Source organism: Prevotellamassilia timonensis (genome assembly GCF_900106785.1).
Lineage (GTDB): Bacteria > Bacteroidota > Bacteroidia > Bacteroidales > Bacteroidaceae > Alloprevotella > Alloprevotella timonensis.
In genome coordinates, this window is sequence record NZ_LT629843.1 from 222,191 (window position 1) to 247,866 (window position 25,676).

18 protein-coding genes are annotated in these 25,676 nt (G+C 52.4%); 5 read left to right on the forward strand and 13 right to left on the reverse strand.

Annotated elements, in window-relative coordinates; translation table 11 throughout:
• The first annotated feature begins 63 nt into the window (after positions 1 to 63).
• Complete coding sequence (locus BQ5453_RS04995; protein ID WP_071122374.1) at positions 64 to 1,710, forward strand: fumarate hydratase; 1,647 nt, start codon at positions 64 to 66, stop codon at positions 1,708 to 1,710.
• A gap of 505 nt (positions 1,711 to 2,215) precedes the next feature.
• Here the strand turns inward: BQ5453_RS04995 and BQ5453_RS05000 are convergent.
• The 4 genes from BQ5453_RS05000 to BQ5453_RS05015 all read right to left on the reverse strand — a co-directional run bounded on the left by BQ5453_RS05000 (position 2,216) and on the right by BQ5453_RS05015 (position 6,397).
• Positions 2,216 to 3,640, reverse strand: a complete 1,425-nt coding sequence (locus tag BQ5453_RS05000; protein ID WP_071122420.1) for a lytic transglycosylase domain-containing protein — start codon at positions 3,638 to 3,640, stop codon at positions 2,216 to 2,218.
• A gap of 73 nt (positions 3,641 to 3,713) precedes the next feature.
• On the reverse strand, positions 3,714 to 4,589 hold the full coding sequence (locus BQ5453_RS14535) for a DUF5683 domain-containing protein (RefSeq protein WP_235860034.1): 876 nt from the start codon (positions 4,587 to 4,589) through the stop codon (positions 3,714 to 3,716).
• Positions 4,590 to 4,730: 141 nt separating this feature from the next.
• Positions 4,731 to 5,627 carry a ParB/RepB/Spo0J family partition protein gene (locus tag BQ5453_RS05010; RefSeq protein ID WP_022102006.1) on the reverse strand — a complete coding sequence of 299 codons (897 nt, stop codon included), beginning with the start codon at positions 5,625 to 5,627 and terminating at the stop codon, positions 4,731 to 4,733.
• A gap of 2 nt (positions 5,628 to 5,629) precedes the next feature.
• Entirely contained in the window at positions 5,630 to 6,397 is a 768-nt protein-coding gene (locus BQ5453_RS05015; protein ID WP_022102007.1) for a ParA family protein, read from the reverse strand.
• Positions 6,398 to 6,655: 258 nt separating this feature from the next.
• Here BQ5453_RS05015 and surE point away from each other — a divergent pair, with 258 nt between their 5' ends.
• The 4 genes from surE to BQ5453_RS05035 all read left to right on the forward strand — a co-directional run bounded on the left by surE (position 6,656) and on the right by BQ5453_RS05035 (position 10,465).
• Positions 6,656 to 7,411 (forward strand): 5'/3'-nucleotidase SurE, encoded by a 756-nt coding sequence (gene surE / locus BQ5453_RS05020; protein ID WP_071122422.1) that lies wholly within the window; start codon positions 6,656 to 6,658, stop codon positions 7,409 to 7,411.
• A gap of 189 nt (positions 7,412 to 7,600) precedes the next feature.
• Positions 7,601 to 8,731, forward strand: coding sequence for a lipid-A-disaccharide synthase (lpxB, locus tag BQ5453_RS05025; RefSeq protein ID WP_071122423.1), 1,131 nt, complete (start codon positions 7,601 to 7,603; stop codon positions 8,729 to 8,731).
• Between the two features lie 150 nt (positions 8,732 to 8,881).
• On the forward strand, positions 8,882 to 9,352 hold the full coding sequence (locus BQ5453_RS05030; RefSeq protein WP_022102010.1) for a hypothetical protein: 471 nt from the start codon (positions 8,882 to 8,884) through the stop codon (positions 9,350 to 9,352).
• Between the two features lie 144 nt (positions 9,353 to 9,496).
• A complete protein-coding gene (locus BQ5453_RS05035) occupies positions 9,497 to 10,465 on the forward strand; it encodes a coiled-coil domain-containing protein (protein WP_071122375.1) in 969 nt (322 codons plus the stop codon).
• Between the two features lie 1,011 nt (positions 10,466 to 11,476).
• Here BQ5453_RS05035 and BQ5453_RS05040 read toward each other — a convergent pair.
• The 9 genes from BQ5453_RS05040 to BQ5453_RS05075 form a co-directional block, all read right to left on the reverse strand.
• Positions 11,477 to 13,039 (reverse strand): SLC13 family permease, encoded by a 1,563-nt coding sequence (locus BQ5453_RS05040; protein WP_143033299.1) that lies wholly within the window; start codon positions 13,037 to 13,039, stop codon positions 11,477 to 11,479.
• A gap of 388 nt (positions 13,040 to 13,427) precedes the next feature.
• The gene (cysQ, locus tag BQ5453_RS05045) at positions 13,428 to 14,207 is read right to left on the reverse strand and encodes a 3'(2'),5'-bisphosphate nucleotidase CysQ (protein ID WP_022101655.1); all 780 of its coding nucleotides are present in this window, start codon (positions 14,205 to 14,207) and stop codon (positions 13,428 to 13,430) included.
• A gap of 1,300 nt (positions 14,208 to 15,507) precedes the next feature.
• Positions 15,508 to 15,678, reverse strand: a complete 171-nt coding sequence (locus BQ5453_RS14330; protein ID WP_154668738.1) for a hypothetical protein — start codon at positions 15,676 to 15,678, stop codon at positions 15,508 to 15,510.
• A 33-nt stretch (positions 15,679 to 15,711) separates the two neighbouring features.
• On the reverse strand, positions 15,712 to 18,090 hold the full coding sequence (locus BQ5453_RS05050; protein WP_071122377.1) for a hypothetical protein: 2,379 nt from the start codon (positions 18,088 to 18,090) through the stop codon (positions 15,712 to 15,714).
• A gap of 854 nt (positions 18,091 to 18,944) precedes the next feature.
• Entirely contained in the window at positions 18,945 to 21,713 is a 2,769-nt protein-coding gene (locus BQ5453_RS05055; RefSeq protein WP_083361127.1) for a DNA gyrase/topoisomerase IV subunit A, read from the reverse strand.
• Positions 21,714 to 22,451: 738 nt separating this feature from the next.
• Positions 22,452 to 23,294, reverse strand: a complete 843-nt coding sequence (locus BQ5453_RS05060; protein ID WP_022103131.1) for a CvfB family protein — start codon at positions 23,292 to 23,294, stop codon at positions 22,452 to 22,454.
• Positions 23,291 to 23,995, reverse strand: coding sequence for an ABC transporter ATP-binding protein (locus BQ5453_RS05065; RefSeq protein WP_071122425.1), 705 nt, complete (start codon positions 23,993 to 23,995; stop codon positions 23,291 to 23,293). Before BQ5453_RS05065 ends, BQ5453_RS05060 begins: the two co-directional genes overlap by 4 nt.
• A gap of 89 nt (positions 23,996 to 24,084) precedes the next feature.
• Positions 24,085 to 24,633, reverse strand: a complete 549-nt coding sequence (locus BQ5453_RS05070) for an OmpH family outer membrane protein (protein WP_022103129.1) — start codon at positions 24,631 to 24,633, stop codon at positions 24,085 to 24,087.
• Positions 24,634 to 24,790: 157 nt separating this feature from the next.
• A complete protein-coding gene (locus BQ5453_RS05075) occupies positions 24,791 to 25,663 on the reverse strand; it encodes an aldose 1-epimerase family protein (RefSeq protein WP_071122378.1) in 873 nt (290 codons plus the stop codon).
• Positions 25,664 to 25,676: the final 13 nt, after the last annotated feature.

Sequence of the window (25,676 nt, forward strand, 5' to 3'; positions counted from 1 at the left end):
CGCTCGGTTTGCACTATCTTTGCAGCACTTAAACATAACATATCTATTATATATCCATCAACTATGGCAACAACTCCAGAGTTTAAGTATGCTCCTATGTTCCAGTTGGGCAAGGACACTACCGAATACCGATTGCTCGGCACCGAGGGTGTGAGCACCGGCGAGTTTGAGGGCAAAACTATCCTCAAAGTGAGCAAAGAAGCGCTCACACAGTTGGCACAACAGGCTTTCCACGATGTGGAGTTTATGCTCCGTCGTGAGCACAACCTGCAGGTGGCTAAAATATTGACCGACCCCGAGGCTTCGGAAAACGACAAGTACGTGGCACTGCAATTCCTGCGCAATGCCGAAACTGCTGTTAAGGGTATCCTCCCCTTCTGCCAGGACACCGGCACCGCCATCATTCATGGCGAAAAGGGACAGCGCGTATGGACTGACTTTGAGGACGAAGAGGCTCTCAGCCTTGGCGTATATAACACTTATACCCAGGACAACCTGCGCTACTCGCAGAACGCTCCGCTCAACATGTACGACGAGGTGAACACCCGTTGCAACCTGCCTGCACAAATTGACATCGAAGCCGTTGAGGGCGACGAATACCGCTTTGTAATGGTGGCAAAGGGTGGTGGCTCTGCCAATAAAACGTATTTCTACCCCATGACTAAGGCTACCATTCAGAACGAGGGCACACTGCTCCCCTTCTTGGTAGAGAAGATGAAGAGTCTGGGTACAGCTGCGTGCCCGCCTTACCACATTGCCTTTGTGATTGGTGGTACAAGTGCTGAAAAGAACTTGCTCACTGTGAAGCTGGCCTCTATCAAATATTACGACAACCTGCCTACTACGGGCGATGAAACGGGCCGCGCTTTCCGCGATATTGACCTTGAAGAGAAGTTGCTGCACGAGGCACACAAAATTGGTCTTGGCGCACAGTTTGGTGGCAAATATCTGGCACACGACATTCGCGTAATACGTCTGCCCCGCCATGGTGCAAGCTGCCCCATCGGTATGGGTGTGAGCTGCTCGGCCGACCGCAACATCAAGGCTAAAATCAACAAGGACGGCATCTGGCTCGAAAAGATGGATAACAATCCTTCAGAACTCATTCCGGAAGAGCTGCGCAACCCGGGCGAGGGCGGAAAGGGTATTGAAATTGACCTTGACAAGGGTATTGACGCCGTGCGTGCCGAACTGACCAAGTACCCCGTGAGCACACGTGTGAGCCTCAAGGGTACCATCATCGTGGCACGCGACATTGCCCACGCCAAGCTCAAGGCACGTCTTGACGCCGGCGAGGACCTTCCCCAATATTTCAAGGATCACCCCATTCTCTATGCCGGACCGGCCAAGACACCCGCTGGCTATCCTTGTGGCTCAATGGGCCCCACCACTGCCAACCGTATGGACCCCTATGTGGACGAGTTCCAGTCGCATGGCGGTTCGTTGGTTATGATTGCCAAGGGTAACCGTGGACAGGTGGTGACCGATGCTTGCCAAAAGCATGGCGGTTTCTACCTCGGCACTATTGGTGGCGTGGCTGCCGTATTGTCGCAGAGCAGCATCAAGAGCATTGAATGCGTGGAGTACCCCGAGCTCGGCATGGAGGCTATCTGGAAAATTACCGTTGAGGATTTCCCCGCCTTCATTTTGGTGGACGACAAGGGCAACGACTTCTTCAAGCAGCTCAAGCCTTGCAACTGCTGCCACTAAACCGACAACGTTTGAACGGCGCTGTTTTTTGAACGGCGCACTTTGATTGGCAAGACGGGGCTTTCCCCCCATTGCCATAGAACTTACCCTAAAGCACAAATCAGGAGTTGAACATAGGTCAAGCTATATAATGCCTGGCGGTTCAACTCCTGATTTGTGCTTTAGGGTTTCTATGTAATGAAGTTTACTCTCTGTTAGAATATGGCTATCCGGCAAAACGTAAATATGCGAACGGACTCGAGCACTAAACGCTACCACCAAACGCAAGCACTAATGGGGGCGACGCGTCTCGCGTCGGTTTTCTGCAGCCGCGTCTCGCGTCAGTTTTTCTGCAGCCGCGTCCCGCGGAATTAAAGCAAAGGCTCACAGACAAGCATGTGATTAGTGCTGTCTGCGAGCCTTTATTCAGTGTGTTAACATTGCATTTTCCCGACGCGAGACGCGTCGCCCCCATTAGTGGTTGCATTTGGTGCTTGCGTTTGGTGTTTGCGTTTGGTGCTTGCGTTTATTTCACCCTCAGCTTTTTGCCCGGGTTGATGGTGTTGCCTTTTATTTTGTTCAGTTTCTTCAGCTTTTCAACGGTTGTACCGTTCTTTGCTGCAATCTCGTAGAGCGTGTCGCCCTTCTTCACCGTGGTGCTCTTCTCCCTTTCTTGAGACTTTTTGCGGCTCTTATTTGACGACTTGCTTGACGACTTTGACGACGACCTGCTGCCCCTCGACGATGACTTGCTTGACGACCTGCTCTCTGACCTTGACGATGACGCACTTTGCGATGCCTTGCTGTCGGTTGAGGCCGAGCGAGAACGGCGGCGCGAGGCCACACTGCGGTTGTCAAGTTTTTCGTCCACCTCCACGGTGGCACGGCGTTTCATCAGTTCGTCAGCGTTGTAGTTGTACACCGAGTCCTTCAGGTCGATAAGCGTGTTGAGCGTTTCGGTGGGCAAACAAAGCGACATGAGTCCCGCCGAACCTGGTATGAGGTCGGTGCGATACTGCGGATTGAGTGCGCGTATGGCCTCGATGTCGATGTTGCAAAGGTCGGCCACCTGCTTCATGTGTAAGTCGCGGCTCACCATGATGGTATCGGTAGTGACGGGAATTTTCGTCTTCATCGGGCAAATGTTATGCTCGCAGTAATAGTTCATGATGTAGTTGGCCGCAATAAATGCCGGCACATAACCGCGTGTCTCGCTGGGCAGATAGGGGTAGATAGTCCAGTAGTCGCGCACCCCGTCGGCGCGGTGAATAGCCTTGTTCACCGTGGTCGGGCCGCAGTTGTAGGCGGCAATTACCAGGCTCCAGTCCTTGTATATCTTGTACAAGTCGCGCAGGTAGCGCGCTGCGGCCCACGAACTTTTGTAGGGGTCCTGTCGCTCGTCGACAAGGCTGTTCACCTTGAGGTCGTAGCGCTTGCCCGTAGCCAGCATGAACTGCCACAAGCCCACTGCACCGGCAGAACTCTTGGCGCGGGGCTCGAGTGCCGACTCAATGACGGGCAGATACTTCAGTTCGAGCGGCAAGCCATAGTAGTCGAGCGCCTCCTCAAATATGGGTATGTAAAAGTTTCCGGCGCCCAAAGCGTACGACACGGTGCGACGCAGGCGTCCGCTGTATTGGTCGATAAACTTTTGCACCACCTGGTTGTAAGGCATCTCCATCACCACCGGCAGGCGGCGCAGATGCTCCTGATACTCCTCGGCGGTGAAGGTCGGGTTGTAGTCGGGGTTGACACACGTGGTGTCGGGGTAGAGATACTTTTTGGCCATCCACTCTCCCAGCAGCGAGTCGCAGTCGGCCGACATGCCCTCGGGCAGGTCTATCACCTCATCGCGTCCGTTTTGGTCGTTGTGTACGGTAATTTCGTTTTGCGCTGTGGCAGACATAAAGCCGGCCGCCAGTGCTACAATCAATGTCTTTAAGCGTTTCATCAAAAAAAGTGTGTATCTTTTGTGTTGTTGGCGCATGGTGTGCCTTAAATTGCCAAACGTTAAAGCGTGAAGCTTAAAACGTCAAGCTGCAGCCCACGCCGTAGGCCGAGCGTCCCGACGATGAGCCGAGCAAGGCAGGCTGCCCTATGACAGCCGGTTCGACACGCATGCTCAAGTCGGGCGAGATGTCGAACACCGAGAGTTGTGCGTCAACGTATGCGTCGACTACCGAGAGCAGGTACACGCCCACAAAGCAGAAGGCGCTCAAGTCGCGGTAGCGGCGGTAAAAGTTCTTTTTGCGTTTGAATATGTTCTTAAATTGGTCCTCGCGCCCCGTAATGTCGTAACGTGGTGGCAACATGTCAAGGTACGAGTTGGTGTTAGGGTTGTCGTCCATGATGTCGAGATAAGCCTGCGAGTAGTCGCGGTACATCATCTGGTTCCACATCAGGGCATAGGCGCAACCCAAAAAGCCGCCGTATATGAAAGGCAGTTTCCAGTATTTGCGGTTGTAAATTTGTCCGGCGCCGGGACACACCAGCGACAGCCACAGCGCCTTGGTGGGATTAGGCACGAACACCTTGGGCTTGCCCCCCTTGCCGTTGGCGGGCAGTGTGGCGGGGGGTGCCTTCAGCGAATCGGCAGTGTGTTGCAGTCTGGCCGTGTCCACGGGCATGACCATTGAGTCGGGGTCCGACGCCAATTCGGCCGCCATGCGGTCAAAGTCGGCATCGGCATCGGTGCTGTGTTCGCGGGCCAGTTCGTCGGGCGATTTCACTGTGTCGGGGCGCATGGCAGGGCAACCGGTGCGTGCGGCAGCAAAAACGGCTAAAGCCGGAACCCCGTTTGAGGCTCCGACTTTGGCCGTATTTTTTGCATAAAGCGCCAGTGCTTGTGAGCATGCGAGCATCACCATCAGCACCACGCTCCGTAGTGTATGCGAACTCATTGACTATAAGTAGGTGTTCTATATTAATTTATACATCAGCAGGTGTCATTTCCGCATTGAAAGTGCGTTATCGGGACGTATCTGCCCCCTTGTTCTCGGTCACATAGCCCGAACACCCACTTAATATATGGCGTATCTCTATCAGATTTTGTCGAGCAGCGTGATAATGCGCTCAAGTTCCTCCTCCGATGCAAAAGGAATGCTGATTTTGCCTTTGCCCTGTTGCGAGCACGTCATTTGCACCTTTGTGCTGAAGCGTTCCGACAGCCGGTTGCGCAGTTCGGTGTACTCCTCGGGCAGTCGTTTGGTGGCTGTTTTGCTTTTGAGTGTGTGGCGTCCGCTTTTCAGCGTTTCGCCGTTGTTAAGCGCTTTGACCATCTCTTCCACCTGTCGCACCGAGTAGCCCTTTTCGCGTATTTCGTTAAAGAGCTTCACCTGCAGCGATGGTTTGTCCAGCCCCAGCAGTGCACGTGCGTGTCCTTGGTCCACCTCCTTGTTCTGCAGTGCCACCTGCACCTGTGCGGGCAGTTTGAGCAGTCGCAGATAGTTGGCTATGGTAGCGCGGTTCTTGCCCACCTTTTCCGACAGTTTGTCTTGAGTCAGGCTATACTGCTCAATGAGGTTTTGGTAGGCCAGAGCTATTTCGATGGCATTCAAGTCCTCGCGCTGAATGTTCTCCACCAGCGCCATCTGCATCACGTTCTCGTCGTTGGCGGTGCGTATATAGGCCGGAATGTTGGTCAGCCCCGCCAGTTGTGCTGCACGCCAGCGTCGTTCGCCGGCAATGATTTGGTAAGTGCCGTCCTCCATCTGCCGCAGCGTGATAGGCTGTATGATGCCTATTTGGCGTATGCTCTCGGCCAGCTCTTGCAGTGCTTCGGGCTGGAACTCGCGGCGCGGCTGGTTGGGGTTAGCCTTGATTTTGAACACCGGCACTTCGTTGATGCTCGACGACCCGCTGGTGTGAACCTCCTCCTCGGTCGAGATGAGTGCGTCGAGCCCGCGTCCTAATGCTGGATATTTCTTATGTGTTGCCATACTTATTTTTCGTTCTTCTTAATAACCTCCTTGGCCAGTGCCAAGTGGTTCTTTGCCCCGGTGGAGTCGGCGTCGTACAATATGGCCGGCAGTCCGTGACTTGGGGCTTCCGACAGTTTGACGTTGCGCTGAATAACCGTTTTGAACACCAACTCTTGAAAGTGTCGTTTCACCTCGTCGTATATTTGGTTGGCCAGGCGCAGGCGGCTGTCGTACATGGTGAGCAAAAAGCCCTCAATCTCAAGCTCGGGGTTAAGCTTCTTCTTTACTATCTTGATGGTGTTGAGCAGTTTTGATATGCCCTCAAGTGCAAAGTATTCGCATTGCACAGGAATGATAACCGAGTTGGCCGCAGTCAGTGCGTTAACAGTGATGAGACCGAGCGATGGCGAGCAGTCGATGAGTATGTAGTCATACTCCTTGTCGAGCGGCCGCAGCAGGTTTTTCATCACAAACTCGCGTTTGTCAAAGTTCAACATCTCAACCTCGGCCCCCACAATGTTGATGTTTGAGGGCACAATGTCGAGCCTGTCAATGTCGGTGGTGTAAATGGCCTCATGCACATCGTTGCCGTTAATGAGGCACTCATAGATGGAGCAGTCCACCTTGCTCAGGTCAACGCCCAGGCCCGACGAAGCATTAGCCTGTGAGTCGGCGTCAATCAGCAGCACACGTTTTTCGAGTGTGGCGAGCGAGGCTGCCAGGTTCATCGAAGTAGTGGTTTTGCCCACGCCACCCTTTTGGTTGGCCAAAGCAATGATCTTACTCATGTCGGTTGTTTATGGTTTTGAGGTTAAGAATAGCAGTGCTATAATAGGTTGCAAAGGTAAGAAAAAAACAGCGAACTCCTCCAACCATTAGCTATTTTTCGTACTTTTGCATAAGATAAGCTGCGGCTCGGCATAACATTCAAGTATACTTGATGTCCTGCACTCACCTTGCACTATCTTTGCACAAGATAAGCGGCACGGTGGCAACAGCCGTTGCCGCTGTGTGGCATACAAATCATTCTGAAACCTTTGTTTACAATGCGTCCATATCTGCTCATATCCAATGACGACGGCGTCGACGCGCCAGGCATCAATTTCCTTATCGAAGCCCTGCGTCCCTATGCCGACATGCTCGTCATGGCCCCCGATTCGGCCCGTTCGGGCTTCAGCTGTTCCATCACCTCGTCGCGACCGCTCACCTACAAGGTGTTGCGACAGGAGGAGGGCCTCACCGTATGCGCTTGCTCAGGCACCCCGACCGACTGTGTGAAGATGGCGCTCAACCTGTTCAACGACCGCAAATTCGACCTCGTGATAGGCGGCATTAACCATGGCGACAATTCGTCGGTCAATGCCCACTATTCGGGCACAATGGGCGTGGCCACCGAGGGTGCGCTGCAGGGCTATCCCGCTGTGGCTTTCTCGTTGTGCGACCACAGCATGGACGCCGATTTCGAACCCTTGCGCCCTTATTTGGTCGACTTCATGTTCAAGGCCATTGCCGTAGGGCTGCCCGAACTTACGTGCTTAAACATCAATTTCCCGAAAGCCGACAAGTTCAAGGGCATCAAAGTGTGCCGCATGGCCCATTCACGCTGGCAAAACGAGGTGGAACACCGCACCCACCCCTATGGCGGCGACTACTATTGGCTGGTTGGCGACTGCAAGGAACTCGAGCCTGAAGCCACCGACACCGACCGCTGGGCACTGGCTCACAACTATGTGGCCGTCACACCCACGCAACTCGACGTCACCGCCCGCGAACTGGTTGACGTGCTGAGAGAGGTGCTGTGATGACGGGCCGACGAGTTTACAGATAAGTATGTTCTGCATAATTTACAGTATTAAGGACAGAAAGCAAAGAATCGTAAGAAACTGACAAACTCACTCGTCAACCAGCTAGCCCCCCCATCAACCATCTTACCCATCACCCCGTCAACTAACTCCGCCAACGCGTAATATAATGCAATGAGCAAACAGTCAATGAAATTCTTCATCATAGCCGGCGAGGCCAGTGGCGACCTGCACGCAGCCCACCTCATGCGTGCCATCAAGCAGCATTGCCCCGGTGCCGAGTTCCGCTATTATGGCGGCGAACAGATGCAGGCCGAGGGCGGCACCCTCTTGTGCCACTATCGCCAACTGGCCTACATGGGATTTGTGCAAGTGGCCTTGCACCTGCGCACCATTCTGCGCGGCATGGCCCGTTGCAAGCGCGAAATTGAAGCATGGCAGCCCGATGCGCTGATATTGGTGGACTACCCGAGTTTTAACCTCAAAATGGCACGCTATGTCAAACAGCGCGCCATTTGTCCTGTGTTCTACTACATATCACCCAAAATATGGGCTTGGAAGGAACACCGCATCAATGCCATACGCCGCGATGTCGACCGCTTGTTCTCGATACTCCCCTTCGAGGTCGACTTTTTTGAGCGCAAGCACCATTATCCCATATCATATGTGGGCAATCCCACTGTGGACGAGGTGTCAGCCTACTGCCACACGCATGGCACCCCCGTGCCCGACGGCCGCACCATTGCCCTGCTGCCTGGCTCGCGCCGGCAGGAGATAACCGACAACCTCAGCCGCATGCTGTGCGCTGTGCGCCCCTGGGCTTCGACCCATCATATTGTGGTAGCCATGGCTCCGGGCGTCGAACCAGCGTTTTATCAAGACATCATGCACGCCGCAGACATTACTCCCGACAATGTGCAACTGGTCAGCGGCCGCACCTACGAGCTGCTCTCGCATGCACAGGTCGCCCTCGTTACGAGCGGCACCGCCACACTCGAAACAGCACTGTTCCGTGTGCCGCAGGTAGTGTGTTACTACATGCGTTGCGGCTGGTTCATATCGCGTGTGCGCCCCTATTTCCTCAAGGTGCCCTACATCTCGTTGGTCAACCTTATAGCCGGACGCGAGGTAGTGCCCGAATTGGTGGCAGATGGCATGAACGTAACGGCTCTCCGTGCACATCTCACTCAGTTGTTGGACGACAAATCCCCTGTGCGCCAAGCCCAGCTGCAGGGATATGCCGATGTGGCAAAACGTCTCGGACAGCCTGGCGCACCACAACGGGCTGCCGCCGAAATGCTCACACGCTTGGGCAAGTAAATATCTGTTGAATGATTGACGGGTTGACAAGTAAGCATGTCTTTTACTATTTATTGTGGTAAAGACAAAAGGGAAAGGAAAGTGAGAACTTGACCAAGTTGCCCCCTAACCCATTAACCCTCAAACCCATTAACCCCCTAACTCCCTAATATGTCATTAGCAAAATTTGAGAGCGAAGTAAAGCTCGTACCGCAAAATCAGGCAGTGGTGTTCAGCCGCTTTGCCGATCTCAACAATTTGGCCGCCATCAAGGAGGCCTTGAGCAATCCCGAAGTGCAGCAACGCATCAGCCAGCAAGTGCCGGCCGACAAATTAGGCGATTTGCAAAAGTATGCCGAGGGCCTTACATTCGAAACCGATGCCCTGCACATCAGTTCGCCCATGGGCAATATCACCCTGCGCGTGGTAGAGCGCGAGGAGCCCAAGTGCATCAAGTTCGCCTCAGAAGGCTCGCCCGTGCAGCTCTATGTGTGGATACAACTGTTGCCGCATGGTGACATGGCCTGCAAACTGCGCGTCACCGTGGGTGCCGAGGTAAACTTCTTCATGAAGGGCATGGTTGCCAAACCCCTGCAGCAGGCGGCCGACGGACTAGCCAACATGCTCAGCGCCATTCGCTGAATACACGGGCGTGAATAAGGGCCAGACCGTGTCCTACCATAATAAGTTAACGGGGTAACAAGTTTACAGATTCATTACCCGTCAACCTGTTAACCCGTTAGCTTGTCCACTCATTTACTAATTTCGCCAAAGCGTAAAGTAATTATGAAAATAACAGTAGCCAACCCCATATACGATTCTGTGTTCAAATTCATGATGGAAGATGAACGCATAGCCCGCACCGTACTCTCGGCCTTGCTCAAGAAGGAGGTACTTACTGTTGAGATGCGGCGCCATGAGCACCCCAATGTCACACGTGACAATTTGTCGATGTTCAGAATAGATTTCGCCGCAAAGGTGCGCGAGAGCGACGGCTCAGAGCGCTTGATATTGATAGAGTTGCAAAAGACTTGGCTCAACACCGAAACTCTGCGCTTCCGCCGTTACCTGGCAGCCCAATACAATGCCGAGGAAAACATGCTGAAGGAAGAAGAGCAGCGATGCTACGCCATGCCCATGGTGGCCGTGTATCTGCTTGGCCACCGTGTGGGCGACATCGAAGAGCCTGTGGTGTACGTTAATCACAAGGCTTTTGACTATGATGGCCGCGAGGTGGCAAACTGCGACACGGACCCCTTTATCAACAGTCTCACACACGACAGCATTATTGTGCAGATACCTTTGCTGCATGGCAAAATCAACAACCGCCTCGACAAGGTGTTGAGCGTGTTCGACCAAACACTGGTAGCGGACAAAAACCAGCACGTTATCAACCTTGACGGCAAATTGTACGAAGACGACCCCGACATGATGCACTTGCTCCACCGTTTGGGCCTTGCCACCATGAATGCCGATTTGCGACAGGAAATGAACGACGAGGACGAATATTTCTCAGCTATCGAGGATCGTGACACACTGCTGATGGAAGCAAAGGCAAAACTGTCGGATTTGGACGCACAGCTATCAGATGTAAATTCGCAGCTATCAGATGTAAATTCGCAGCTATCAGATGCCAATGCGCAGATACGTTCAATGGCACAAGCAATGTACCACAATGGCGTGTCCTTGGAGGTTATAGCGCAAAGTATGAACTGTCGCATTGATGAGTTGAAAGCATTATTGGGATTGTCGTAAAATTATTGCCGACAACCAGTTCCTGCACGATGGCGCCCCCCGCGCTTATGTGATACTATTGCTGTCCGGTTGAACCATTCTGATATTATAACTCACGGATCGCACCGATTGCACGGATTCTTTCGCTCACGCAACGTGCTTTAGCACCATGGAGATGACAGATTTTACGGATTTTGTGAGCATTGCATGCTCACTTCGCTATTGGCCCGTAACGTACCCATGGCGAAATACGTTAGCACAGATTATGTAGTAAGGTACCTAGTCGCAGCAACGAGCTAATGGCGAAGTGAGCATGCAATGCTCACAAAATCCGTCAAATCCGTCATCTCTGTGGTGCTAAAGCACGTTGCATGAGCGAAAAAATCCGTGCAATCGGTGTGATCCGTGAGCTATAATATCAGAATGGTTTTACCGGACAGTGCCGGCAACCAGTTCCAGCACGATGGCGCCCCCGTGCTTAGATAATACAAAACGGCTCCGACAACATCACGTCGTCGGAGCCGTTATATGTCGGGCAGCGCAGTCACTACTCGGGAAATGACTCTACGCACCCTTATCTTCTTTCCTTAACAACCTTTTTACCCGAGTATTTAACCTAACCTATCTATGAGAAATGAATTGACCCAGCTTTTATCTTGTCATCTTCGCAGACTTGAGATAGCAACCTTTGTAAGGATCAATCCGCATTACTTTCGAGTTTTAATGAAAACGTAAACAAGTCGCACGCTACTGCTTTTGTGTGTTACACGCAGGGGCCATACCGTGGTATGAAGTTTAGTCGTGTGTGTCGTAGTTCCTTTGCGTTTTTGTGTTGGTCAATGGAGAGAGTGTGTCTGGCCACGCGTGCTTTGTTGTGTAGCACAAGCGCACCGGCTACTTGTCTCATTTTCACGATGCAAAGATACAACGACACCCCGCCCTACCCTTTACACATATGTTGCATTGATGCGTAAATGCGTACTCATGCAACATTTGTACGCACGAATGCAACATTTGCGCGCAAACGGCCTGTTAGAACGGCCAAAGCAGCGGCACCACGAGCACGGTAATGATGAGCGATATGATGTTAAGCGGCAGTCCGATACGCACAAAATCGGCAAAACGGTAGTTGCCCACACCCTGCACTATCAAGTTTGTCTGGTAGCCAATGGGGGTGCTGAAACTGGCCGATGCGGCCATGCAGATGGTTACGAAAAAGGGAATGGGACTTACGTCCATGTGCTGCGCAATGCTCAACGACAGCGGAAAGGCGAGCGCGGCGGCAGCATTGTTGGTCATGAGTTCGGTAAACACATTGGTAATGACAAACACCACGGCGAGCAACACCACGGGACTGCAGCTGTGGCTCAATCCTACGGCAAACTGTGCCACGAGGTCGGCCATGCCGGAGTTTTGCATGGCGCGGCTTATGGCAAAGGCCGAGGCTATGGTGATGAGTATGTCCCACGATATGAATTTGGTATACTTTCGGGCCGGAAATATGTTGAGCCAGGCCATGATAACTGTAACAACGCTGACAAAGAAGAACATGTCAAGGTGCATGCGCGGAGCGGCCTGGCGCACTGCGGGCAACTCGCCGACTGTGGCGCCCACTATCATCAGGAAGAGGAGGAGTACCGACAGCCAGCACTTCCAACGGGGCATTTTGTAGTCGGTCTCTTTGCCATTCGACACCATGAGGAAGAATGACGAGTCGCCCCAGTTCTGCATAAAGTCATTGTCGGCCAGTAGCACAAGGGTGTCGCCTTCGTGAAAGCGTTCGCGGCGCATGTCGTGCATAATCATGGTCACACCGCCGCGCTTGAGCTCTAATATGTCGGCACCATACTTGCGCTTGAAGTCGAAGTCGATGATGCGGCGGTTGATAGCGGGAAAGCGGGCACCGAGCACCACCTCGATGCGGTGCAGACCGCGGCCCAACTCGCTGGGCTGCGTCTCTTCGTTGCGGTCGGTGCGGGCTGCGGGGAGCAACTTCGACGAGAAGGCCCAGATGTAAAGCAACCCTGCTGCGGCTATGATGATGCCGACCTTGCCAAGCTCAAACATGCTGAACCCGCCGTAGCCGGCATCTATCACCATGCCATGCACCACAAGATTGGTGCTGGTACCTATGAGTGTACACACTCCGCCTAATATGGTGGCATACGACAGGGGTATGAGCAGTTTGGTGGCGGCCACGCCATACTTTTCGGCCCAACGTTTTATCATGGGGGCGAATATCACTACCACGGGGGTGTTGTTGAGAAAGGCTGATATAAAGGCTATCACCGGCAGCATGCGTGCTTGCACTTGCCGCTCGCCTGCGCCTTGCTGGTGTGGCAGCAAACGACGCAGGAGTGCTTCGAGCAAACCTGACCGGCGCACGCCTTCACTCACAAGGAAGAGCATGGCAACGGTTATCATGCCTTTGTTGGCAAAGCCTTCGAGTAGTTCTTTGGGCGACAATATGCCGGCACACATGAACACTACGGCGCCCGAGAAGAGTATCAATCCCGGACGCATTCTGTCCTTTATCAATGCTGTGATGACAAAGAACAATACGATTATTACAAATAGTGCGTGCAATGTGAAGATGCTAATATGTTAATGTGCTAATATGGCAATATGGTAATGGGGTAATGAGGTAATGGGCGGCCGAGGCGCAGCTTATGAAGATAAAAGTTACTCAAGTTTTGGATTTAACAAGGGCGGGCTGAAGGCCCAAGTATTTACTTAGCCCAGGGCAAGCGAAGCGGCACCCTGGGTATCGCGTGTTGAAGCAATTGCGCCCTGTAAGGGCAAAAGTAAAAAAGCTCTGTTACTTCTGCCCTTACAGGGCGTAACTTTTGCTTTCATATCAACCCAGGGTGCCGCTTCGCTTGCCCTGGGCTAAGTAAATACTTGGGCTTTCAGCCCGCGCTTGCTAAATCCGGAACTTGAGTAAAGGTTACTTTTTAACCTCATAACCCCATAACCTCATAACCTACTTCACCACAAACCAGGGGTTGTGCAGGTCTTCCTTATTATAGGTAAGGGGCAAGTCGGTTTGTGCGTCGAGCACCTGGCAACCGGCCGCCAGGGCTATGGCATGTCCGGCAGCGGTGTCCCACTCCATGGTGGGGGCCAAACGCGGATAGATGTCAGCCTTGCCCTCGGCCACGAGACAGAGTTTGAGCGACGAACCGGCACTTACCAATTCAAGGTCGGGGTGATAGCGGCGCAGGTCGTTGATGAATGATTCTGTCTCGGCAGAAAGGTGCGAGCGCGAAGCTACCACGCGATAAGGACGGCCCGTGTCGGCCCCTTTTAGGGGTAAAGCTTCGGCCTCGCCCACATGGAGCGTTTCTGGTTCTACCTCAGCTGTAAAGGCGCCCTGTCCTTTCTCGCCCCAGAACAGGCGGTTTTTGGCAGGTACATAGATCACGCCAAGCACGGGTACACCATCAGTTACCAAGGCAATGTTCACCGTAAACTCGTCGTTGCGCTTTAAGAATTCCTTTGTACCGTCGAGGGGGTCCACTATCCACAGCGTGCGCCAGTCTTTACGCTCGTCGTAGGGCAAGTGTGCGCCCTCCTCGCTGAGCAGGGGGTACGGACTCGACTCCAGGGCCTCAGCTATAACACGGTGCGACTCGCGGTCGGCCAGTGTCAGTGGCGAATTATCGGCTTTGCGTTCCACCTGCCAGTCGAGGTCGGGGTGGGTATATATCTGCATGATGGCTCGGCCTGCACGCAGGGCGGTATTTATTATATGGTCTATCATAAGCGTGTATTCAAAATTAGGTCATTATAACTCACTTGTGCAAAGATAGTGCAAACCGAGTGCAATACAAAACAAGCTCGCTTGTTTTTATTGCCGAGGTGCAACCTATCTTATCAAAAGATAGTGCAAACCGAGCGAATAAAGTCAAGCTTGCTTGAACTTTATTCCGAGGTGCAGCCTATCTTATCAAAAGATAGTGCAAACCGAGTGCAATACAAAACAAGCTCGCTTGTTTTTATTGCCGAGGTGTGCTCTGGCAGCCGCTAACGCGGTAAACATAAGAACAGAAGGACAGAAGAACATAAGATATGACGTTTGTGTTAGCCGCTTACCGCGGGAACATAAGAACATAAGCTACATAAGTAACATATAAGGCCGCTGCGCGGCTAACGGCCACGGACTAACGTCCGGGTGGCCTCAAGAAACATAAGGGCTGACGCCGTAGCGTTACAATATGTAATACAACGGCGTCAGCCCTTATGTCCTTATGTCCTTATGTTCTTCTGTTTGCCGCGTTAGCGGCTGCCAAGTCCCGCTACGGCGTCAGCCCTTATGTCTCTTGAGGCCACCCGGACGTTAGTCCGTGGCCGTCAGCCGCGCAGCGGCCTTATGTGTATCTTATGAAAACTTATGTTCCTTATGTTTTCCGCGCTAAGTGGCTAACACAAACGCCTTCTGTCCTTCTGTCCTTATGTTCTTCTGTTTGCCGCGTTAGCGGCTGCCAAGTCCCGCTACGGCGTCAGCCCTTATGTCTCTTGAGACCACCCGGACGTTAGTCCGTGGCCGTCAGCCGCGCAGCGGCCTTATATGTATCTTATGAAAACCTATGTTCCTTATGTTTTCCGCGCTAAGCGGCTAACACAAACGTAATATCTTCTGTTCTTATGTCCTTATGTCCTTTTGTTTACCGCGTTAGCGGCCAACAAGCAACTCCATCATCTCTGAAAGGCTCTAAAATACGCACATTCGTCTACAAATTGCGACATTTGGTCGATTGCGAATAAACCTTACGCCCCGCTGCTTGAGCAAGCACTTGCATCTGTTTGAACAGCTTGTGCTGACACCTGGCCATGCACCTCCTGTCACTCTAAGCACCCATCAAAAAAGAGCCGCGCGAATCACTTCGAACGGCTCTCCAAATAAAAAAAATTACATTAACTTAAACTCGCGGGGGCTACCTACTCCCCCGCAAGTGGGAATAAAGGCCTGGAGCGTAAGGACTGTTATTGCGCCGCTTACCTCCGGCCTTTATGTTTGTGTGCATGTGAGAATGTCATTCTATACACCTCACACGGTGAGATTAGTCTTCGTCGGCGGTCCAGCTATCGCTGTTCCAACCCTTGCTATCAGACATTACCACGTTGGTTTCCTTTGTAGCGTCAACGTCATAAACAGGAGAAGTGCTAGTCATTACGTCCTCGCCATAAAGATTTACCACCTGTGCCTGTGGCTTGTTATAAGTCTTTTTCATTGTTATACTTGTTATAATGAATGCGTGAAAGGTTTACTTGATAATTTTTTTGCCATTCTGAATGTAAAGACCACCCTTAACAGGAGCCCATACGCGGCGACCGCTGAGGTCGTAGATGGGAGCATTGTTCTCACCCTTGACGAGAGTAGCAGCGTTGATGCCAGTTACAGTATTGCCAAAGTTGAGGGCAATAGCTTGGTTAGAGAGTTCGCTTGCGTTGATGTAAGCCTTGTTGGCAGGAATAGCGGGGACACTATTTGAAGGAGTGTAGAAGCCCACCTTGTCATTATTCACACCAAACACGAGGTAGTTGGCACGAGGTGTGGCATCTGCAAATGTAACGCCAGTGTTAGTACCAGTCAGAGCATTTACACCCTCAATGGCAGCAGCATTACCGATAGTAAGAGTAGCCTTGTTACCATTACCCACAAGTACAAAACCAGTGTTGGCAGGAACACCGCTCACACCCTTCATGTCGATGGCAGTCTTATCTGCATTGAGTGCACCCACATAGGCAGTAGCGCCGTCAACTGCGCTTACGCTGAAAGGAAGATAAGCCGAAGCGTATGTGTTGTCACCCTGAGCAGTCATGTCAATTTCCACATCAGTAGCGGGGAAAGCGTACCACTGGCTGGCGGGAGCAGAAGCTTCCCAACCTAATGCGCTGCCATTTACGTGAATGTAGTGGAAGTTCTTTTCATTTTCTACGCTTACGTCTTGCAACAAAGTGATGAAGTTTGAAGAAGTTACACTGAAGGTACCCTTGTCAGCCTCGTCCACCAAATTGATAGCTTGGCTTTTTGTTACCTTACCCAGATACTTGCCCTCAATCATCATGCTGTACTGATTGTCGCCGACAGACTTGAAGTATACTACCGAACCAATAGCCTTTTCCTTGCCATTCTGCAGGTTCATGTTATTGCCATTGATATGCAGGTACTGATTGTATTGACGGTTAACAAGGCGATAGTAACCCTCGGTCAAAGTTGTACCCGCTGGCGAAGCTGCAATCTGCTTGTTAATATCAACGAGCTTCTGCACATTTTCGTCTGTAGCACCAGCCTCTACTGCATTATAAGCAGCTTTAAGTGCAATAAGGTTACCCTTTGTTTCAAGATACTGAGGACCACCTATTGCACCTTCAGGTACATTTACGTACGGAGCTGCATAATTCAAGGGGAAACTTTCGGGGGCGTAAACTGTGCAAGTTGAGCCTTGGTCATTGTCACCCCAACCATACACACCAGGCTTATTAGAGCCTTCAGGATTTTGGAAATTCAGATACCATGAACCATTTGAGATGCAGAAACCATTTTCCATACCCTGAATTCGGGTTGCCATTACATGGAACGCCGTAGCATCGGCCTCATCTACCAAAGTAGAAATTGCGTCCTGTGCCGAGGTCTTAAGATACTTTTGTGTACCCTTGTTGTAGAGTTTGAAAGAAGTGAGCAAATCGTCACCCACAAAAGCCCACTGGTTGGCATCGGGCAGTTCGGGAAGACTAAGTTCTACATCATTGCAAGCCACCTCTGAATTTGCAGCGTCTGCCACTATCATGCGTTTGCCATTGTGCAGTCTCACTGCATACCATTTAGGAGCAGCCGCAGTCGAAGCCTCAACGGGAAGGGCCATGGTGCAATTTACAACCACATCACCGCTCTCGGTAATGGTCTGCTTGTCATAGCCAGTGATGGTAAGGCAAGGGTATGCATCGGCACTTGGTGCTGAGCCTTTAACTTTTGAGGCACCATTCACTGCCAACACCACGTGACCGTCAACAGTGTATTTGTAATTTACCGTATAGGCATCATCGAGTGTCAGCTTGTAGAATTGGTAAGAACTGTTGCCGTTTTTATCTGAAGGATCTTTCCAACCTACAAAATTACCATCACCATTGCCTTGACCCTGGTAGTTACCGCCCTTGCCATTAGCATAAAGGTTGTTTCCGTCCTTGAAATTGAAATAAGGTTCGCCCTCTTTATAAATAGCGATAGTCAACTTGGTAGCAGTTTCATTTGATGAGGTTTTAGCACCACCAAACGCAGGCATATACTTACCCGACTTGAATTGCATGGTGTACGTACCGTCCTCTGAATTCTTAGCCAAATACACTACCGAATTCATGTTCGTAGCACTACCACTAAAAACATTATTGATGCTCGTCAAATCACTGCTGTAGTTATTAGCATTCCACAGATAAAGGTTACCATTGCCCTGCTCTTGCAAAAAAGTAGAGTGACCTGCATTACGCACTAAATAGTAACCATCGGTCAAGTCGCTAAGACTGGTCACAGCCGCGTCTACGCTCTTGATACCTTTGCCTGTCCACTTTGCATCATCAGCAAAGGCAGACTGCACACTGCTCACAAGCATAGCAAGCAATGTAGCAAAAAAAGTAATTTTCTTCATATCAGTTAACTTATAAATTGGTTAGCATTTTTTCATTCTCTTATGCTGCATTAGGATAAGAAGCATTTTGCACCAGTTGGATAGTATTAATAGGTCATAACACCACCTCCGGTAAATGTGCTGCAAATATATGGCGCGTTTCCCAAAATACCAAACGGGGGGGGGTAAAAGTATGTTAACGTACTAAATTTTTCAGCATAAGTGTTAATCAAACGGGGATTTTGGCTTCAATGGAGTGACATTTGATACATTTTTTTCGATTTTCGGGAAAAAAGGCGCGTCAGTGGACGGGGACGCGGTTTGTGCTATGGGGAGGTGTGTTTTTCGATGGTGAAAGGAGAAAAACTGGTACGGGAGGGCGGTTATACGATAACGGGAGGTAGACTTTTCAGTTGCTCTAACCAAAAAATCGCTCCCCCAATGGCGAAAAACGTAAGTGGTATAACCAATCAAGCTAACAGGTGCTGCCGTGTATAATGAGGGGGCAGACGGTGTGTAGATAAGTGCAGGCAAACGTGTAGTAACAATGATTTGCGTCTGGGGAAACGAAAACATGCGAACGGACGCAAGCACAAAACGCAAGCACCAAACGCTACCTCTAAACGCAATCTCTAAACGCTATCACAAAACGCAAGCACTAAACGCTACCACTAAACGCAATCTCTAAACGCTACCACTAAACGCTACCACTAATGGGGGCGACGCGTCTCGCGTCGGGAAAGTTGCAACGTTCATACACTAAATAAAGGCTCACTGACAGCAGTAATTACACTCCTGTCTGTGAGCCTTTGACTTGATTTCCGACGCGGGACGCGTCGCCCCCATTAGAGGTAGCGTTTAGTGATAGCGTTGCGTCAATCTGGCAATTCGTCGAAAAGCGAGGGCGTGGCGTCGTTCGGGGTGTCGCTGGTGGCGGTGGTGTCGCCGGCATCATCATCGGACGCGGCGGCATCAGCCCCAGCTTCCGCCGGTTCGGGGAAGCGCAACGGTTCGAGTTCCTCAATTTTATCGACCGTGCAGGTGGTGATGCGCTTGCCCTTGGCCTTGTAACTCTTTACACCGATGAATGGCTCCACATCAAGCTCCATGGGGTCGCGGAAAGCATCGCCGCCGCCATAGGTGACGAGCAAGCGCGGATATACCTGGTCGGTGAGCAGCACAAAGCGCGAGTTAGCATTGTCGCCAAGGAAACTCTGAGGACGGGCCTGCGTGCAGCGCTCTAAAGTGAAACGCTTGACGTAGGGGAAATTCTGCTGGTCGGCATCGAAAAGCACCGCCGTCCACACCTTGTGCTCGTCAAACTTCTCCACACGCAGTATGCCCGTGGGCTCGTAGTGGTTGTTGAGGTCGAAGTTGGTGGTGTAGAACTGGCCGCTCTGCAAAATGACGAGCACGTAATCGTCGGAGTGGAACTCGCCAAGGTACTGGCCGCGGCCGTCGTAGTTGAGTCGCTGCACATCATGGTCGAACCATACCTTGCGGCCGCCAAGGGTTGAGGCACCGTGGGCCTTGAGCGTGATTTTGTGCACATCGACACGTGTGAGCAGGTTGCCACGGCTCTGTCGCCCCTTGACGAGTATCTCGCCAAAGTCGCGGTCCATGCTGATGCGCTTGAGCTTGGGGTTGGGCCTGAAGGTAACCTTGATGGTTTCGGCCTCGCCATTGGGGTTGGCCGTAAAGTAGAGAATCTTGCTGCCGGGGGTACCGGTGGTGAGGTCGTACTCGCGGTCGTGGGTGACGCTTGTCACATTAAAGCGCTTGATGTAGCAGGCATTGGTGGCGCCATCGCGGTAGACGGCATTGTAGATGGTGCGTTTGTCGCCTTTCTTAAACACGGCTATGTGCACCACCTCCACCTTCTTTTTCTTTTCGGCCTTCATGCGTTCGGTTTCGCCTATGAACACTTTGTCCTGCACACGTGTCACCTTGTAGGTGCCATCGCGGTAGAAGATGATGACATCGTCGATGGGCGAGCAGTTCTCGACAAACTCGTCCTTTTTGAGACTGGTGCCCATAAAGCCGTTTTCGCGGTCGATGTAGAGTTTTTCGGTAGCCTCAATCACCTTGGTGGCCTCAATGTTGTCGAATGAGCGTATTTCGGTGCGGCGGGGGTGTTCGTGGGCGTACTTGTCGCGTATGAGGCGGAACCAGTTGGCGGTTACCTCCACCATGTTTTGCAGGTCGTGGTCGATGCGTGCCACCTCCTCCTTCATGCGGGCAATGAGCTCGTTGGCCTTTTCTTTGTTAAACTTGAGTATGCGGCCCATCTTGATTTCCATCAGACGTAAGATGTCGTCGCGCGTTACCTCGCGGTAGAACTGCGGTTTGTAAGGCTCGAGGCGGCTGTCGATGTGGCTGACGGCGGCGTCCATGTCCTTGGCTTGCTCAAAGGCGCGGTCTTTGTAGATGCGCTCTTCGATAAATATGCGTTCGAGCGAGGCAAAGTGCAAGCTTTCCATCAGTTCGCCGCGGCGTATCATGAGTTCCTTTTCGAGCAGCGAGCGCGTGTGGTCCACCGAACGGCGCAGCACATCGCTCACGCTGAGGAACTTTGGTTTTTTCTCGTCGATGACGCAGCAGTTGGGATTGATGCTCGTTTCGCAATCGGTAAAGGCATACAGGGCATCGATGGCCTTGTCGCTCGAGGTGCCGGGGGTGAGGTGTACGTGTATTTCGGCCTCGGCGGCGGTGTTGTCCTCCACCTTGCGTATTTTGATTTTACCCTTTTCGTTGGCCTTGAGTATGGAGTCGATAAGGGTGCTTGTAGTCTTGCCGTAGGGCACCTCGCGAATGACGAGGGTTTTGTTGTCGAGTTTTTCAATCTTGGCACGCACCTTGACGGCTCCGCCACGCATGCCGTCGTTGTAGCGCGACACATCGATGGAGCCGCCCGTCTGGAAGTCGGGGTAGAGGTGGAACTCCTCACCGTGCAGATATTTGATGGCGGCCTCGCAAAGCTCGCCAAAGTTGTGGGGCAGAATTTTGGCCGACAATCCTACGGCAATGCCTTCGGCACCTTGGGCCAGGAGCAGCGGAAACTTGACGGGGAGCGACACGGGCTCCTTTTTGCGGCCGTCGTACGACATTTTCCACTCTGTGGTTTTGGGGTTGAACAGCACGTCGAGCGCAAACTTTGACAAGCGTGCCTCGATGTAACGCGGTGCGGCTGCACTGTCGCCGGTGAGTATGTTGCCCCAGTTGCCCTGGCTGTCGATGAGCAGGTTTTTTTGTCCGAGCTGCACCAGCGCGTCGCCTATTGAGGCATCGCCGTGCGGGTGGAACTGCATGGTGTGTCCCACCACGTTGGCCACCTTGTTGTAGCGGCCATCGTCGAGCAGTTTCATCGAGTGCAGAATGCGGCGCTGCACGGGTTTGAGGCCGTCGCCAAGGTGTGGCACGGCACGCTCAAGTATGACGTACGAGGCATAGTCAAGAAACCAGTTTTGATACATGCCAGTAAGTTGCAACTTGCCCTCGTCGTCCTTCACCCCGCCGGGGTGATAGTCTGAGTGGGCCGTTGTGGCATCGGCATAGTCGGTTGTGGCATCGTCCTGTGCGCCCTGTTGGGGTGCAGTGGCAGCATCGTTCAATTCGTTGTCCATGTCTTTTGTTTCGTCGCTCATCGTGTTGTATGATTGTGTGGTAAGTAGGTGTTCAAAATTATTTACTCAAGTTTCTGATTTAGCAAGGGCGGGCTGAAAGCCCAATGGAGCACTCAGCCCAGGGCAAGCGAAGCGGCACCCTGGGTTCCCCGTGTTAGTGCAGTCGCGCCCTGAAAGGGCAAAAGCATTAAACGTGCTTTTGAGATCCTCATCGAACAGCAATAACAATGATTGATGCTAATTTTGAGCACCCTGCCTGTAAGGGTTAAAGCTTTTGCCCTTACAGGGCGCGACTGCTCCAACACGCGATACCCAGGGTGCCGCTTCGCTTGCCCTGGGCTGAGTGCTCCATTGGGCTTTCAGCCCGCCCTTGTTAAATCCGAAACTTCAATTATTTATACAATCAGTATGAACGCCTACTTAAGGGGTTCCGCTTCAACGGGCAGTCGGCCCATTTGGCGTACAAAGTTACTAATTTTTTGCGGTTACGGGCTACGCGGCCACGCACAAGGGGGTGATATTGATGGCCTTTTGCACAAAAAAAAATGGTAAATACGCGTTTCACAACGCATATTTACCTCACAGAACTTATATAGAGATGAAAAAACTATCGTAGTATGCAGGCCTGCCCACTATGGGGGCTGCCGCTGTTGTAATTACATTACGTGTGCAAAGATAATACACTATGCGTTATGTTGCAAGTATTTATACGACTTTTTACCCCCCCCATTAAGGTTATTTAATATAGCGACGCGCTCGTTACCTATTAGCAACCATAATGGCATCGTCGGTCAATATTATTTCATGTTTTTTATACAGGGTGCCCACGGCGCGCTTGAAGGTTTTTTTGCTCACACCGAAGCGTTGCTGAATATCCTCGGGGGCCGAACGGTCGGTAAAGGGCAGTCGGCCTCCGGCCTGTTGCAGTTCGTGCAGCAGTTGGTCGGCAAAATCGCGGAAGCGTCCCTTGCCAATGCGTTGCAGCGAGAGGTCGAGCTTGCCGTCGGGGCGCACATTAACCACGGTAGCCGACAGCACATCGCCGGCATGGGGTTCGGCCTCGAATATCTGGTTGTCGTAAATGAGTCCCGCACAGCGGTTGTCGGCCACCACCTTGAAGCCGAGGGGCGTTTTTTGCTGTACTATGACCTCCACTTCCTGTCCGCGGTGGTAGTCGGTGGGCCTTGCGGGCTGCAGGTAGCGCTCCACCTTGGCAGAAGCCACAATGCGCTGGGTTTCGGGGTCGACGTGCACGTGCACCAAATAGCTGCGGCCTTGCTGCATGGGCATCTTTTGCTCGCGGAAGGGCACGAAGAGGTCCTTCATCAAGCCCCAGTCGAGAAAGGCGCCATACTCGTTGACCCATGCCACCTTGAGGAATGCGAAATCGCCCACACGCGCCAGGGGTGTTTCGAGTGTGCCCACAAGGCGCTCACTTTGGTCGAGGTAGACAAACACCTCTACCTCGTCGCCCGGACGCATGCTGCGCTCCACATAGGTTTTGGGCATAAGTATTTCGCCCACTGTGCCGCCGTCGAGGTAGGCGCCGTGGTCGGTAAAGCGTGTAATGCGCAGGGTGTTGTATTGGCCGAGTTTTATCATAAGGCTGTGTTGGGGGTGTTGGTGATTGTGGGGGTTGCGTCGGTTGGCTGGCTGTTGATGCGTCCGTCGAGCAAGTGAATGGTGCGGTCGGTGAGCGAGGCGAGTTCCTCATCGTGTGTGACGATGACAAAGGTTTGTCCCAGTTCGTCACGCAGTTTGAAGAAGAGTTGGTGCAACTCTTGCTTGTTGTGCGTGTCGAGGCTGCCCGACGGCTCGTCGGCCAGTATGACATCGGGGTTGTTCATCAGGGCGCGAGCCACTGCCACACGTTGTTTTTCGCCGCCCGAGAGTTGTGCGGGTTTGTGTTGTGCACGCTCGGCCAGTCCTAAGTAGTCGAGCAGTTCGAGTGCGCGTTTGCGGCATTCGGTGCGCGGTTTGTCGGCTATCATGCCGGGTATCATCACATTTTCGAGTGCGCTGAACTCGGGCAGCAGCTGATGGAACTGGAACACGAAGCCCAGGTGTTCGGCACGGAAGCGCGAGAGTTTTTTTGACGAGAGTGCGAGCACATCGCAGCCGGCAATGTTTACCGTGCCTTCATCGGGCTTGTAAAGTGTGCCCATAATCTGCAGCAGGGTGGTTTTGCCTGCGCCGCTCGGGCCGACAATGCTCACCACCTCGCGCGGGGCGATGTCGAGGTCGATGCCCTTGAGCACCTCGAGTTTGCCAAACGACTTGTGTATGTTGCGTAGTGTGATCATGTGCATTAGGGGCTTAAAAGCATCGGCACACAGGCATAAAGTCTGCGTGCCGATCATGCTTATATGTCTTGTTGTAAGACTGTTATGTGTTATTTCTTAGCAGCGGGTGCGGCTGTTGTAGCAGAGGCCGTGATGCCGAGTTTCTTCATTACTACCGAAGTAACATCGGTGCTAAGTGTCTCGTTGATTACGATGCCAGCCTGCTGCGAGGCGTTTTTGTCGATGATATAGACGTAGCCGCCCTCTTGTGCCACTGTGTTGACAGCGTTCATCACCTTCTGCATGATGGGCTGCATTTTCTTTTGCTGCTCCTGCTGGAACTTTTCAGTGTTGTCCTGCTGTGCCTGCTGCAAACGCTGGTACATATCCTGCAGTTCCTGCTGATGGCGCTCCTTTATGTTGGCGGGAGTAGCGTCGGTATCTTCCTTCTGATACTTCTCGGCCTTTGTTTGGAGTTCCTTCTGCATACCTTCGATTTCGCTCTGGTACTGCTTGCCGAGGGCCTCGATGCTTGCTTGTGCTGTTTTGAACTCGGGCATGGCTTGCATGATGGTGCCATAGTCGAAGTGTGCAAACTTTTGAGCGCAGAGGCTCAGAGGTGCTACAAAGAGCACGAGTAATAAGAGTTTCTTAAACATTTCTGTGTTATGTGTTGTTTTGTTTGATGATTTTGCCGCAAAGTTAGTGTATGACGGGAGATGGGCAAAGCGAAAAGGCAAAAAAGAAACTAAATTGATGCGCGAATGCGTTGTCAATGTGTTGCTTGGCATGCTCGCTAATGTGCTAATCTACCTGTCAGATTGCTGATATGCTATATTCTCCCTGCCAAGTTTGGCCGCCGTGAACGCAGTTGATGTAGGGGCGCTCGCTCACAGGACCGTTGAAACCCTGGTGGTCGCACAAGCCATACCATGGTTCGCAGCACACAAAGGGCGTGTGCACACCCTGCGGACTCCAAAAGAGCCACGCCGGGGCATTGCAAGCCACACGGGCCACCGGCTGGCGGTTGCGGTCGAGTACGGTGGCCGCTGTCACCTCATGATTTTCAAAGATAAGGGCCTCGTGACTGAATGTCTCCACCGAGATGGGTATCAAGCCATCGGCATCAGCCGGCACACTGTAAGTGTCAGGTTCAAGGCAACCTTGCTCGCCGGCGCGCAGCACATGGGTTGGGTTGCCCTCAAGCTGCAAATAGCCGTCTATGGTGTGTGACTCGTCCCAATCGGGCAATACGATGGCGGGGTGACCGCCTAACTGGAACCACAGGTCGCAGCCCGAGGGGTTGTGTACACTGAAGTCGGCCTTGAGGGTGCGGTTGTCGAGCGTGTAGGTAACGGTGAGTCTGAAGGCATAGGGGAACACCTTGAATGTGCCCACGGTGCTGCATATCTCGAAGGTGGCGCGGTCTGTCTGCACATCAATGGCGCGCCAAGTGGCACGGCGCACAAAGCCATGTTTGCTTATTTGCAATTCTGCGCCATCGATACGGCATGTGCCGTTCCACAATCCGCCCACAATGGGGAAGAGTATGGGCGAATGGCCGTTCCACCATTTGGCATCGCCGTGCCACATATACTCGCGCCCGCTCTTACAGCAGCGCAGGCTTTGCACTTCGGCCCCCACCTCACTGATGGAAGCTGTTATTATTCCGTTTGAAATCTGTACCATGATTTGTATACAT